Source organism: Clostridium luticellarii, assembly GCF_002995845.1.
GTDB lineage: Bacteria > Bacillota > Clostridia > Clostridiales > Clostridiaceae > Clostridium_B > Clostridium_B luticellarii.
Genome location: NZ_PVXP01000022.1, coordinates 11,558 through 25,425 on the forward strand (window position 1 = coordinate 11,558; position 13,868 = coordinate 25,425).

The 13,868-nt window shown below is 37.7% G+C and carries 16 protein-coding genes; 13 read left to right on the forward strand and 3 right to left on the reverse strand.

The window, feature by feature from the left end:
- The first annotated feature begins 98 nt into the window (after positions 1-98).
- The 5 genes from CLLU_RS09035 to CLLU_RS09055 all read left to right on the forward strand — a co-directional run bounded on the left by CLLU_RS09035 (position 99) and on the right by CLLU_RS09055 (position 5,140).
- Positions 99-1,883 carry an RHS repeat domain-containing protein gene (locus CLLU_RS09035; RefSeq protein ID WP_242977531.1) on the forward strand — a complete coding sequence of 595 codons (1,785 nt, stop codon included), beginning with the start codon at positions 99-101 and terminating at the stop codon, positions 1,881-1,883.
- 18 nt (positions 1,884-1,901) lie between these two features.
- Complete coding sequence (locus tag CLLU_RS09040) at positions 1,902-2,285, forward strand: hypothetical protein (protein ID WP_106009421.1); 384 nt, start codon at positions 1,902-1,904, stop codon at positions 2,283-2,285.
- Positions 2,286-2,649: 364 nt separating this feature from the next.
- The gene (locus tag CLLU_RS09045) at positions 2,650-3,078 is read left to right on the forward strand and encodes a sialidase family protein (RefSeq protein WP_106009422.1); all 429 of its coding nucleotides are present in this window, start codon (positions 2,650-2,652) and stop codon (positions 3,076-3,078) included.
- A 74-nt stretch (positions 3,079-3,152) separates the two neighbouring features.
- The gene (locus tag CLLU_RS09050; RefSeq protein WP_106009423.1) at positions 3,153-3,833 is read left to right on the forward strand and encodes a response regulator transcription factor; all 681 of its coding nucleotides are present in this window, start codon (positions 3,153-3,155) and stop codon (positions 3,831-3,833) included.
- Positions 3,834-3,841: 8 nt separating this feature from the next.
- Positions 3,842-5,140 (forward strand): sensor histidine kinase, encoded by a 1,299-nt coding sequence (locus tag CLLU_RS09055; RefSeq protein WP_106009424.1) that lies wholly within the window; start codon positions 3,842-3,844, stop codon positions 5,138-5,140.
- Between the two features lie 79 nt (positions 5,141-5,219).
- Here the strand turns inward: CLLU_RS09055 and bioB are convergent, their stop codons facing one another.
- Positions 5,220-6,206 carry a biotin synthase BioB gene (gene bioB, locus CLLU_RS09060; RefSeq protein WP_106009425.1) on the reverse strand — a complete coding sequence of 329 codons (987 nt, stop codon included), beginning with the start codon at positions 6,204-6,206 and terminating at the stop codon, positions 5,220-5,222.
- 191 nt (positions 6,207-6,397) lie between these two features.
- Between bioB and CLLU_RS09065 the strand changes: the two genes are divergently transcribed.
- From CLLU_RS09065 to CLLU_RS09100, 8 genes are all read left to right on the forward strand, one after another.
- Positions 6,398-6,940 carry a biotin transporter BioY gene (locus CLLU_RS09065; RefSeq protein ID WP_170065749.1) on the forward strand — a complete coding sequence of 181 codons (543 nt, stop codon included), beginning with the start codon at positions 6,398-6,400 and terminating at the stop codon, positions 6,938-6,940.
- Positions 6,941-6,970: 30 nt separating this feature from the next.
- Positions 6,971-7,696, forward strand: coding sequence for a dethiobiotin synthase (bioD, locus tag CLLU_RS09070; protein ID WP_106009426.1), 726 nt, complete (start codon positions 6,971-6,973; stop codon positions 7,694-7,696).
- 29 nt (positions 7,697-7,725) lie between these two features.
- Positions 7,726-9,090, forward strand: coding sequence for an adenosylmethionine--8-amino-7-oxononanoate transaminase (gene bioA, locus CLLU_RS09075; protein WP_106009427.1), 1,365 nt, complete (start codon positions 7,726-7,728; stop codon positions 9,088-9,090).
- A 63-nt stretch (positions 9,091-9,153) separates the two neighbouring features.
- On the forward strand, positions 9,154-9,411 hold the full coding sequence (locus CLLU_RS09080) for a type II toxin-antitoxin system Phd/YefM family antitoxin (protein ID WP_106009428.1): 258 nt from the start codon (positions 9,154-9,156) through the stop codon (positions 9,409-9,411).
- Positions 9,396-9,659, forward strand: coding sequence for a Txe/YoeB family addiction module toxin (locus CLLU_RS09085; protein ID WP_106009429.1), 264 nt, complete (start codon positions 9,396-9,398; stop codon positions 9,657-9,659). The genes CLLU_RS09080 and CLLU_RS09085 overlap by 16 nt, the downstream gene beginning before the upstream one ends.
- Before the next feature lie 191 nt (positions 9,660-9,850).
- Complete coding sequence (locus tag CLLU_RS09090; RefSeq protein WP_106009430.1) at positions 9,851-10,516, forward strand: LysM peptidoglycan-binding domain-containing protein; 666 nt, start codon at positions 9,851-9,853, stop codon at positions 10,514-10,516.
- Between the two features lie 83 nt (positions 10,517-10,599).
- The gene (locus CLLU_RS09095; protein WP_106009431.1) at positions 10,600-11,085 is read left to right on the forward strand and encodes an ECF transporter S component; all 486 of its coding nucleotides are present in this window, start codon (positions 10,600-10,602) and stop codon (positions 11,083-11,085) included.
- Positions 11,076-11,819, forward strand: a complete 744-nt coding sequence (locus CLLU_RS09100) for an AIR synthase related protein (protein WP_106009432.1) — start codon at positions 11,076-11,078, stop codon at positions 11,817-11,819. Before CLLU_RS09095 ends, CLLU_RS09100 begins: the two co-directional genes overlap by 10 nt.
- Before the next feature lie 59 nt (positions 11,820-11,878).
- Here CLLU_RS09100 and cls read toward each other — a convergent pair whose 3' ends face one another.
- Positions 11,879-13,402 (reverse strand): cardiolipin synthase, encoded by a 1,524-nt coding sequence (cls, locus tag CLLU_RS09105; protein WP_106009433.1) that lies wholly within the window; start codon positions 13,400-13,402, stop codon positions 11,879-11,881.
- A gap of 52 nt (positions 13,403-13,454) precedes the next feature.
- The gene (locus tag CLLU_RS09110) at positions 13,455-13,841 is read right to left on the reverse strand and encodes a hypothetical protein (RefSeq protein ID WP_207655977.1); all 387 of its coding nucleotides are present in this window, start codon (positions 13,839-13,841) and stop codon (positions 13,455-13,457) included.
- Between the last annotated feature and the right edge of the window lie 27 nt (positions 13,842-13,868).

A 13,868-nucleotide genomic window follows, 5' to 3' on the forward strand; every position in this document is an offset into this window, starting at 1 on the left:
CATCATCTCCCTTTATAATAAGATACTATAATCATATCATAAAAAAATGCAACACTGCTAAATTCAGGTGAATTTTTAGGATAAATCATTGGTGTACCGTGTATTTAAACAGCAAAGTCTATAGTGCAGATGTAACAAGTTTCAAAGATTTTACGGGGGTAAGCACCATAATAGGAAGCAATCTCAGCGGAAATTATACCCTGAACGGGCTGGTTAAACAATTCACCTATTCACCATCTTCAATCTTGAGCGGAGATTCCATACTGAAGATGTATCACAGGAACAAAGTGAAGTATGAATATGATACAAGGCTTGGAAGAGTGAACAAGAGGATAGTGTATGATACCTATTACGGTTATGTTTCTGGAAACAAGCCGAATTCGACTACGGGTAGACTGTCCTCAATACAAAACCAGGATGAACCAATGAGCTATGAATATGATGCAAAGGGCAATATAACTAAAATAACCCAAAAAGGTACGGATATAGTATATTCCTACAACGAATTGAACGAGCTCATAGAGGAAGACAATCAGGTGCTTGATAAAACTGTGGTGTACAGCTATGATGAGGGCGGAAATATAACGCAGAAAAGGGAAACACGGCATGATACCGGTGCGCAGACAGTGTTTGCCTACAGCTATGACAATACCTGGAAGGACAAATTGGTGAATTATAATGGAAAGCAGATAACCTATGATGGAATTGGAAATCCTCTCACCTATGACGGTTACACCTATACCTGGGAAGAAGGAAGACAGCTGAAGTCCATAACCGGAAACAGCAAAAGTATAAGCTTCAAATACAATGATGCAGGAATCAGGACGGAAAAGGCTGCAGACGGAGTTGTTACAAAATATTACATTACTGGCAGAAAAATAAACTTTGAAGACAACGGCACTGATAGTATATACTATACTTATGATGATCAGGGTGATTTGATAAGCATGAACCTGAAAGGAGAGGAATATTACTATATAAGAAACGGGCAGAAGGATATAATCGGCCTCTTTGACAGCAATGCAGTGCAGGTTGTAAGCTACCTGTACGATTCCTGGGGCAGGCTTGTGAGCATCAAAGATCAGGATGGAACTGACGTAACTGGCAATGCGGACCATGTAGGTTACAAAAACCCCTACAGGTACAGAGGATACAGGTATGATTCCGAGACAGGGCTGTATTATCTGAATTCAAGATATTACAATCCGGAGTGGGGCAGGTATCTGAATACGGATGCAGCGGCAGGAAAAACAGGGGTGCTTTTATCCCACAACCTGTTTGCCTATTCGATGAACAATCCTGTAAACATGAAGGATGTGAATGGATACTGGCCGGGCTGGCTCCGCAGGGCTGCAGCTGCAGTAAAAAGGGTATTCAACCGTATTGTAAGAGCCGTTGCAAGAGTCGTGGCCGCAGTGAAAAAAGCAGTGTCAAATGTAGCCAGTAGAGCTGCTAAAGTGTATTATAGTATACGACCCAGCAATAAACAAGTAAAAAGCGTTGTGGGAAGTACAGCTGTTGCAGGAATTGAAGAAGGAATCAGTTCCTCATTAGAAAAAGTTCCAGAGCATATATCACTGCAGACAAATAGAGCTATGAGACGTGCAGGTGAGCAATTGATAATACCGGCAAGGGCAGCAGGAATAGCAAGAGGAATCAGCAGTGTAGAGAAAATTGGTGCAGCTGGTCTTGCATCCACTGGAATTTCCGTGTGGGATAATTTTCACAGTGGATACAGCAGCAGTGAAGCATGGAGAAGAACTGAAATAGATGTTGGAGCTGCCGCAATTGGGATTGGAGTTGGTTTATCTACTATATCTTTTGGATGGGCAATTGGAATTACATTTTTATTGAGAACAGCTTCAGAAATTATGAAAAATTAAAAGCGGGGATACAAGAATATGCAGAAGAAGAAAGCAGTATCAATAGTATTAATATTGCTGATACTGAATATAACCAGAAGTATGGGTATAAAAAATATACCAGTTTGGGCCATAATACTTGCATTAATACTATGTATAAGAGAAGCGGTTTTAAGTATTTTAAAGCATAAAGGTAGCAAAAAAGAACTGGTTTATACTATGGCTATATTTTTGATATTAATTACGATGGGGATCATATCAATTATATCAGTTGTTATACAAAATAGTTACCCACAGATTTCACAAATATATAAACCAATAATTAAGACCTTGGTGACAATTTTATTTATAGCTTTGTTTATAGTTACATTTGCTGCTGTGATCTATAAGTATAAAAAGAAGAATAAATTTAAGGATAGATAAAATTTTGATGCTTCACTTTTAAATGGGTCCCCATTTTTGCAGCCAACAGGAAAACAAGCCTGCTGGCTGTTTTTCTGCAATTAATGATGTGAGGAAGAAAGTTAAGAGTAAAGAGTAAAAAGTTTAAAGTAAATGAAGATTTTCAACTTTCAACTCTACTTGATTGGGATAAATTAGTATTTGAAAACAGGGGCGTTGGCAGGATATACTATAATTATAATGAAATAGGACATACAGTAATCAAATTCTGATAAAAAAATTTTCAATTTTAATTTATATTAAAGCTTCGCTAAAGGTTTTCCGGTTATGATAATAAATGTAAAGCAGCTGCTTGAAAAACAAAATTCAAATGGAGGTAATCATAATGAGAGTAAAACTTGAAAATATTTTAGGTGCATGCAGAAAGAAAGCTGCCCTTGTTGTCACTTGCTCGGCTCTGGTGTTATCAATCGGCACAGTTACGGCGTTTGCGGCCAACACCGCCTATGAAAAGGGAAAGATGCTGATTAAAAATCAAAATGGAAAAACAAGCTATTCTACCGACAACGGTCAAAGCTGGGTAAATGGCATTCCAAAAGGTGCTAAAATCACAGTTGGTGAAAACGGAAAATCTGTTTTTACGGCAGGTACACCTTCCAAATCTGGTGAATACAAAAGCCTATTGGTGAAAAATGTAAATGGCAAAAAAAGTTATTCCATAGACGGCGGCAAGACCTGGAGTCAGAATGCACCTGATGGATACAAAGTGACAGCAAATGCAGACGGCAGTGTTAGTGTTGGCAAAGCTAAATAGTATGATATATCCCAGGCAAAGTATAGGCTGTTTATCAGCTTGCTTTGCCTATAAGAATTGATTGGAGGATGCTGATGAGAATTTTAATGGTGGAGGATGAAAAATATATTGCAGAAGCAGTTGCACAGGTGCTTAAACGGAATAATTACAGTGTGGATCTGGCATATGACGGAGAATATGGAATGGATTGCGCAGTTTCCAATATCTATGATATTATCATTCTTGACATTATGCTTCCTAAAAAGGACGGATTGAGTGTTCTGAAAGAAGTCCGGAAGAGTGGCATTGAAACGCCGGTAATTTTATTGACAGCCAGAGGTGAAACGGAGGATAAGGTACGTGGCCTTGATACTGGTGCTGATGATTACCTGGCAAAACCATTCCATACTAATGAGCTGCTGGCCCGTTTGCGTGCATTGGGGCGTAGAAAAACAGAACTTGTAAATAACGGCATACTTAAGTATGGAGATATTGAGCTGAATCCGCTCTCACTTCTTCTTAAACGGGGGAACAGTGAGATAATGCTGACCTTAAAAGAATCTCAGCTGTTGGAATTGCTCATAAAAAGAAATGGCATGATTGTTTCAAAAGAAATTATTATTGAAAAACTATGGGGTTATGATACCGATGCAGAAGACAGTCGTGTAGAAATACATGTATCTCTCCTGCGAAAAAAGCTGACACGGATAAGATCCGGCATTTCCATCCGGGCCGTACGGAATGTGGGATATATTTTAAAAAACAGTAAAGGATAGGTAATAAAATGTTCACGAAACTGCGCAACAGATTTCTTATTTTCAATATGCTTATTACTTCAATAATTATGATTGCTGCATTTGCTGCCATTTATATCATTACCTACAGCAGCATACATTCAGAGATTCAAAAAAAATTAGATCAGCAGTCTCAAATGCAAATTATAACTAAAGAGGAAGATCTGCCTGATAATACCGGAAAAGGAACCAGGTCTACCATCCAAAAATTTTCATTGAATGATAATCTTTCATTTGATATCGAAGTAGATAAAAATGGAAAGATTTTAAATATAGACTCTTTTGTCGATATGCCTGATAAAGCATATCATAAAGCTGCGGAGACTGTCTGGAACAATAAAAAAGACAATTCCACCATAACTTTAGAAGGAAAAGAGTGGAGATATTCCATAGCTAAAATAAAAAAGGAAGTTATTAGAAACGAAGAAAAAAGCATTGTTGTAGAAAATAATTACCGGATAATGTTTTTAGATGTAACGGCGTACAATAAAACACTGTTTCAACTGCTTACTACACTGCTTTCTGTAGCATTAATAATGCTTTTTGTTATTTTTATCATAAGTTTCTATTTTGCCAACCGGGCAATTAAACCAATAGCCGAAGCTTGGGAAAAGCAGAAACAGTTTGTTGCTGATGCTTCTCATGAATTGAAAACGCCGCTTTCAATTATAAATGCCAATTATGATGCACTTTTGGCAAATCAGGAAGAGACGATTAAAAACCAGTTAAAGTGGTTTGACTATATAAAAATCGGCACTGATAGAATGACAAAACTTATAAATGACCTTCTGGCATTTGCAAAGATGGAAAGCATAAATTTAGAAATACGAAAAACACCATTTAATATTGGGAATACCATTGATGAAGTCATATTATCCATGGAAGCCGCAGTGATTGAAAGAGGTATCAGAATAATCAGTTCTATAGAACCTGATGTAATTATTAAAAGCGATCCTGAAAAAGTAAGCCAGCTTGTCACAATTTTACTGGATAATGCTGTAAAGTATTCAAATAGAAATGGGCATATCTACATATCGCTGATAAAGTCAAAACGACGAGTTGTATTTTCCATAAAAAACAGTGGAAAGGGAATAGCAAAACAGGATCTGCCGAAAGTTTTTGACAGATTTTACAGATCAGATCTTTCCAGAACATATGAAAATGGCAGTTATGGTTTGGGATTGTCAATTGCAAAAACAATCATAGACAGGCTGGGCGGCCATATACATGTCACAAGTGAGGAAAATGGATTTACAACATTTACTTTTACACTTAAACTCCATTCATAATTTGCAAACAGCAGTGCTGGCGGATACACCTCAATTGAAAGCAATACCTGCCAGCATATTATAGGAATTAGTGTGATTGTCAATATGTCAGGTTCAAGTCCTGGAGCATTTGAAAATCCTTGTTTACTTCCTGGCCTTCCGTGGTCAGGTAGTCACCTATCAGCATGCCGTTTATGCCTGCGACAAATCCAAGAGCCTGAAGGCTTTTCAGGTTTTTCTCCCTTCCTCCTGCAAATCTTATGTTCTTATGGGGAAGTATGAATCTCATCAGGGCGAAAGTCTTTATTATTTCCAGAGGAGAGAGGGGTTTTGCATTTTCAAGTCTTGTACCTTTAACCGGGTTCAATACATTTACAGGTACTGCATCCACGTCCAGTTCCTTCAGCAGAAATGCATGCTCGATGCGCTGTTCCATGGTTTCCCCCAGACCTATTATCATTCCGGAGCATACTTCCATGCCGGCTTTTTTTGCATAGCGTATTGTGTCAATTCTTTCGTCATATCCATGAGTTGAAACAATCTTGGGGAAAAAGCTCCTTGCTGTCTCCAGGTTGTGGTTATAACGTTCAACACCTGCTTCTGCCAGCTGATTTGCTGCATCTATGGTAAGAGTTCCAAGACAGGCGCACAGCTTTAAATTGGTACTTGCCTTCATCCTTTTAAATGCATTTATTATTATTTTAAAATTCTTTTCCTCTCCTGTATAGCCAAGACCGCTTGTACAAATATCACAATGCTTGGCACCGGCCTTTTCACGTTTTATTGCAGTTTCAACAATTTTATCTTCGTCTATAAGCGGATAACATTTTGCATTTGTATGATGATGGGCGGATTGGGAACAGAATGCACAGTCCTCAGGACATCTGCCTGATTTTGCATTTATTACCGAACACAGATCCACATTATTTCCATTGAATTTTTCCCTCATTCTATTGGCAAAGCTGCACAGCAGAAATATGTCGCTTTCTTTGGATTTTCCAAGAGCTTCAGCTTCTTCCCTGGTGATGTTTCCGCCGTTTAAGATCCTCTGGCCTATTGTAAGTATTTCATTCCATAATTTATCCATAAAAAATCTCCTTGTATAATTTATTGTGAACTTAATTTCGTATAAAGGTTAACAATATAATTATAGCAATACATAAAAAATATATCAAGATATTTTTTGCATTGACAAATATTGAATATTCTACTATGATATTTAATTGTAAACCTAGTATTAATTATAAGTTGACAATAAAATGGAGGTGAGTGATTCTGATGAAGACAAAAGATATGGTGCTGGTATCGATATTTGCAGCACTTACTGCCATAGGTGCCTTTATAAGAATTCCCATACCTTTTGTACCTTTTACACTTCAGTGGCTGTTCTGTGCGTTGAGTGGAATTCTTCTGGGTGCCAGGCTGGGGGCACTGTCACAGGTATTGTATGTGGGGATGGGCCTTGCTGGAATCCCGATTTTTACAGAGGGAGGAGGCTTGTCTTATATATTCAAGCCTACTTTTGGATACCTGATAGGTTTTATAGCAGCTGCTTATGTGATTGGAAAGCTGTCATCCCGGATTAGAAACACCAATTTTATAAAATCCCTGTTATGTGTTTTAAGTGGATTGTTCTTTGTATATCTGTTTGGTGTACTGCACCTGTACTTAATTTACAATCTGTACATGGGCGACAGAAAGACCATTGGATGGGCCATATTTTACGGCTTTATTATCTGTGTGGGAGGTGACCTTGTCATAAGTGTGTCTGTTGCATTTTTGTCTTTGAAATTAAAGGTTTTAAAGGCAGTCAGCAATTGAAATTAAAAATAAAAAATGGAGGGTATTAAAATGACAAAAGCTGTTTACGTGGTGGGAACTGATACGGAGATCGGGAAAACGCTGGTTACTGGAGCTCTAGTTTATATTTTATGCAAAAATGGCTTTAAAGCAGCTTATTTCAAAGCTGCACTCAGCGGCGCAAAATCAATACATGGTGGAATCGTTCCAGGAGATACTGAATTTGTCTGTTCAATTGCCGGTATTGATGAAAAATATGAGGATTTGACACCCTATATCTATAGAACAGCGGTTTCACCTTATCTGGCTTCGAAAATTGAAAACAAGCCCATTGATATAAAAATTATTCAGCATAAATTCAATAATCTGAAAGAAAGATACGACTACATAATATGCGAGGGCAGCGGAGGTGTAACTTGTCCAATTACAGATGCAGATGGTCGGATATACACTTTGGATAATCTAATAAAGGATATGGACATGGATGTTGTCCTGGTGGCCAGGGCAGGACTTGGGACCATAAATCATACTCTTTTAACCGTTGACTACCTGAAAAACAGGGACATTTCCATAAAGGGAATTATAATTAACGGTTACAAGGACAATATGCTCTGCAGGGACAATATAAAAATGATTGAGAATATGACCGACATTCCAATACTTGGAATAATGCCTTTTATAGACACGGGGTCCGGTGAATTTATGGAAAATGTAAAAAGGGAATCTGAAAGGGTATTTAATCCGGAAAAAATAATTGACTGCATGAAAGAAATATAGAATAAAAATTTCATAGGATGGTGAAAAATATGGAAGAACTTGAAAAAAAGGATTTAAAGTACATATGGCATCCATGTACCCAGATGAAGGATTGTGAAAAGCTGCCTCCCATTGTAATAGAAAATGGTGAAGGATGCTATTTATACGACATAGAGGGCAACTCATATCTGGACTGTATAAGCTCATGGTGGACAAATATATTTGGACATAGTAATTCAAGAATTAACAGGGCAGTTGAAAGACAGCTCAGTCAAATTGAACATGTGATTTTTGCACACTTTTCCAATAAGCCTGCTGTGGAATTGGCGGAGAGGCTGGTTAAAATCACGCCGCAAGGATTGTCCAAGGTATTCTTTTCAGATAATGGGTCCTCCGCAGTGGAAATAGCTTTAAAGATGAGCTTTCAATATTATCAGCAGATTGGAAAAACTAAAAAGATAAGGTTTGCAGCAATAACCGGTGCCTACCATGGAGAGACCATAGGCGCCCTTTCCGTAGGGGATCTGGACCTGTACAGTAAAATTTACAAGCCTCTTCTCATAGACACGCTTAGGGTTCAGGGACCTGACTGCTACAGGTGCAAATACGGAAAGGAGAGATGTACCTGTGATGCCCAGTGCTTTAAACACATGGAAAAATCCCTTGCCGACCATCATGATGAGCTCTGTGCTGTGATCATAGAGCCCATGGTTCAGGGAGCTGCAGGCATGAAAATGTATTCACCTGTTTATTTAAAAAAATTAAGAAAAGCCTGTGACTACTATGATATTATTTTGATTGCAGATGAAATAGCCGTTGGTTTCGGAAGGACAGGCAAGATGTTTGCCTGTAATCATGCGGATATAAGTCCGGATATAATGTGTCTGTCCAAAGGAATTAGTGCAGGCTATATGCCCATGTCCGTAGCCATGACCACGGAAAAAATATACAATGCCTTTTATGATGATTATGTCAAGCTGAAAACTTTTATACACAGCCATACCTATGCAGGCAACGCAATGGCTTGTGCCGCAGCCTGCGAGAGCCTCAATATCTTCAAAGATGAAAATATAATTGAAAAAAATATTGAAAAATCCAGGCTGATTGGAGAACTGACAGCCGAAAGGGCAAAAAATATGGATTTTGTGGGGGATGTCCGCCAGCAGGGAATGATAACGGCCATAGAATTGGTCAAGGATAAAAAAACCAGGGAGTGTTTTGACTGGAAGGACAGAGTAGGCTATGAAATATATAAAATAGCTTTGAAAAAAGGGCTTCTTCTCAGGCCCATAGGGGATATACTGTATTTTATGCCGCCTTATGTTATTGAAAAAAATGACATGGAATTCATGGTGAATGGATGTTTCCAAAGTATAAGCGAATATTTTGATTTACCACATGCAGCCAAATATTAAATTTGGCAAAGGTATAGACATCCGTAAAAACGTACGCTATAATATAGGTAAAGAGGTGATATCATGAAAACTGTTAATGTTACTGCTGCTAGAAATGATATATATAATATTATAAATCAAACTATAGTAAGTTCCGAGCCGGTACAAATAACTAGTAAGAATGGTGATGTCATAATGCTCAGTTTGAAGGATTGGGAAGCTATACAGGAAACATTAAATCTTGTTTCTATACCAGGCATGAAGGAAAGTATACTTGAAGGTAAAAAAGAAGCTGTTGAGGACTGTGAAACATTAGAGGATATAGGATGGAATTTAAAGTAGTTTTTACCAGGCAGGCAGTAAAAGATGCTAAAAAGTTAGAAGCTTGTGGTTTGGATAAAAAGGCTAAAAGTTTATTAAAAATAATGATAAAAAATCCTTATCAGAATCCACCTGGATATGAAAAATTAGTGGGTGATTTAAAAGGAGTTTATTCAAGACGAATAAATATACAGCATAGGCTGGTATATGAAGTATTAGAGGATAAAAAAACAATAAAAATTTTAAGAATGTGGACACACTATGAATAATTGATTGTTCATAGTGTTGACTTTGATGACACTAAGGTTTTTGTTAAAATAATGATGTTGGAAATAGCATATAGGTTACATCGGTAACAAAAATATGTTTTCCGTCATAGTATGTAATGTGACAGAGAGATTTTTCTGGATCAAATGAGTCCGGGAAATCTCTCTATTAATTTATAGAGGGAAAATTTTTTATGAGATGCAATTATTACAGGCAGTGTTCTGTAAATCATTATCCTTATATTATACAGCCAGGTGATACTTTATACAGTATTTCACAGAGATTGGAAGTGAGCCTGGATAGGATATTTGCGGCGAATCCGGGAATAAATCCGTATTATCTGCGGGCAGGTCAGGTTATATGCATACCGGCTTGTCTGCCCGGTTATACTTCCAGAATAATTCGTACAGGGGATACTTTGTATAAAATTGCCCGGGAGTACAACGTAAGTATAAGAAGTATACTGGAGGCAAATCCAGGTGTGGATCCAGATTATCTGCGTGTAGGACAGCGGCTGTGTATACCACCTGGAAATGGAGAAGCCTCAAATTGCACGGAAACTGTAACGGCAATGCAGGAAGATATTGACATGCTGATACCTGAAAGCAGTGTTCAGCAAACCCATGAATCAAATTACGGGGATTCTGCTCAGACAACTGCCGTACTTATGGTGAACAGTGATCAAATACGTTTTGATGCGGTACCTGTAACTTTTCACGGTGACTATGCCGGACATTATACGGAAGGCAGAAATTATCCTTATTATACTGATGCAGCTTCAGGAGGCCAGAGAGGCATAAATGTAAAGGATAATTTTGGGGTATGGCATTCTTTTGGATATAGAGTACCTGTAACTTAGTATGAAATTTGGTGCATTGGTCAATTTAAAACCAGTGCATTTTTAATTGATTTCACTTATAATAAAAGGAAGGAGATGATAACATGAAAACAAAAAAGTTGGTCATAATGGCACTTTTTATAGCATTGAGTTTCATAGGTGCCAACATAAAAATTGCGGGAAGCATAGCTTTTGATTCCACTGCAGGGTTCCTGGGAACACTGATTATGGGACCTCTGTATGGAGCAGTGATAGGTGCAGTGGGCCATCTGCTCACGGCAGCTGTCAGTGGATTTCCGCTTAGTCTGCCGATACATATGATCGTCATGGTGGATATGGCGCTTACCATGTTTTTATTTGGAATAGTATATAAAATTTTTTCTAAATCAAAGGAAATAACTGCAGTAATAGTGTCAGGTATAGTGGGTGTTTTGATAAACGGTCCACTGTCGGTGTTTATGCTTATACCTATAATGGGCAAGGCTGTATTGGCCATGCTTCCTCTGCTGGTATTGGCTGCTGTGTTGAATATTGTGATAGCCCATGTAATATACAAATTTTTGCCGGGGAGCATAAAAGAATGGAAATAGAAAAGATAAGGGATTTGAGCTTGATAAAATTAGATGAAACAAGAACCATGATTATAGCTTGTGACAGCTGTGGAGGAGTTGGGAGCAAAAAAGGGGATGTACTTAAAATCCCCCCCTTTTATGTGGGAAGATTCACAGCCAGGGTGGTTCTGTTGGAGGTGATTTGCTCTGGAGCAGAAGTAGTTACAATTACAAATACCGTCTGCAATGAAATGGATAATACAGGAATAGAGATTATTAGGGGAATAAAAGAGGAATTAAAAGAAGCGGGCATCAGGGATGTGATTCTTACGGGCAGCACTGAAGAAAATTTTACTACTGTTTCTACGGGCCTCGGGATAACAGCGGCAGGTATAGCAGTTACTGAAAATTTAAAAGTAAATAATGTAAAGGGAGAAGCAGTTATAATAAGTGCAGGTCTGCCTAAGGTAGGTGCTGAAATAAATCTTGAGTGGGATGAGGAAATAGTGCATTATAGGACAATATATGAATTGCTGCATAATGATCTTGTATATGAGATAGTTCCCGTAGGCTCCAAGGGAATGGCCTATGAAGCAAATCAGCTTGCGGTAAACAATAATTTGAAATGCCATATAAAAGGCAGCTGCGGTGTAGATGTTCAAAGATCAGGGGGACCGGAGACTTCGGTGATTGCGGCAGTGGACAGCAAAGCGGTGGAGAATATATTGAAAGCTGTGCCCAAGACACATGTTATAGGGTATTTGAAAAAATAGATGTGTTTTAAGATGATTCCAGAGTCCAGACGGTTAAACCCTCCTTTCGGGGAAATTTTCTATGCCAGTGGAGCAAACATCCTTAGAATGGATTCCAGAACTCTTTTTAAAAAGCATCTTTTTTCCCATGTTTTTTTTTCTATTTTTTTAGATACTTTTATGGTGCTTATAAAATCATTGTAAATGTCCTTTATTATGGGAACATCATACATATATACCGCGCATTCAAAATGCAGGTACAGGCTTCTGTAGTCCATATTTATAGTTCCCACCACGGCACATTCCCCATCGGAGACAAATGTCTTTCCATGAATGAATCCAGGTGTATACTCATATATTTTTACTCCTGAATCCAGCAGTTTGTCATAATGGGATCTGGTGAGGATCTGTATTGTCTTTTTGTCAGGTATGGAAGGGGTCAGTATTCTGACGTCAACCCCTCTTTTTGCAGCCAGGGAAAGTGCAAGTATCATTTCATAGCCTATCACCAGGTAGGGCGTTGTAATATAGATGTAATCTTTAGCACTATCTATAATGCTCAGGTACACATCCTGTGCCACATCATTGCTTTCCTCTGGACTGCTGTTATAGGGTACCACAATACCCGTATATTCATTGAATTCACTCTCAAACTTGTATTTTCTAAAATTCTCTCTCTTTTTTGTTATTGACTGCCACATTCTCAAAAACATGGACGTAAAGCTGTAAACTGCATTTCCTTCCAGACATACCCCCATGTCTTTCCAGTAGCCGTATTTTCTGTAGGAGTTTATGTATTCATCTCCTATGTTCATTCCTCCGGTAAAGGCAATTTTTCCGTCGATTACTGCAATTTTTCTGTGGTCCCTGTAATTCAGCATCACATTCAATAGTATTTTTATAGGATTGAATATCTTGTATTTTATATTGTTCTTTTTCAAAGATTCTTCAAAATCCTTTGGAAGAGCGAACATGGATCCTATATAATCCACCAGAATTCTGACTTCTACACCGCTTTGTGCCTTCTCCTTCAGTACTTCGAAAATTTCATCCCACATTTTCCCCCTGGAAATTATAAAGTATTCGAGAAATATAAATTTATCTGCTTTTTTTAATTCTTTTAATAGGCTTTTGTACATACTCTCCCCTGAGGAAAAATAATTTATTTTTGTGTTGAAATAAACTCCATATCCACTTATGTTCTTAATTAACCTTGTTTGATTGTAGCGGGTTTTGTTTTCACTTTTCAGCATAGACAGCATGGATTCATTTTCTTCGGGGAATATTTTTTCATCCAGCTCCATTTTGTTCATTTTGTTGAAATTGCGCTTTATGCCGATTCTGGACAAAATGTAGATAATCACTCCCACCACCGGAATCAGCAGTATTAATGCTATCCAGCTTATTTTATAGGATGTATTTTTATCTTTATAATTCAAGTGTATTACAGAAACAGCACTTATAAATTCAAAGAATATAAAATAATAGATAAAAAATATATTGAATATGTTGAATATAAGTGCTATGGCTATAAATTGAAATATTAGCCAGAATATAAAAGCTATGAATTTTAAAATTGAAATAAACGTCTTTCTTTCGCCCAATTGCAGCACCTACTCTTGTATTTTATTTTGAGAATAATTTAAACCCATGGATTTATGACTTTCCCTTGAAGATAGTTCCGCAATTTCTACAGGTTATGGTTACTCTGCCCTTGTGTCTCGGAACCCTCATTTTTTGGGAACAGTTGGGACATTTGAATATTTTATAGTATCTGTTATTGCCAACTTGAATTTTATATTTATTTATCCACCTGACCAGGGGAGAAATAAAGTTTTCATAGGCTTCACGTTCTCTATTTCTCCTGTATTTGTTTCTTGAAAGACATCTCCAGGTGGAATATACTATGCATACGAAACCAAATGTGGCACTGCGTCTGAACAGGCAGAATACAAATCCAGCCGCATAGAGGTGGAGCGAAAGCTTATCCATGCCATAGCTGTTTTTGAAATAATACTGGATTCTGTTTAAATATTTGTTCATGGTAATCACTCCTGTAAATTAAGCTTT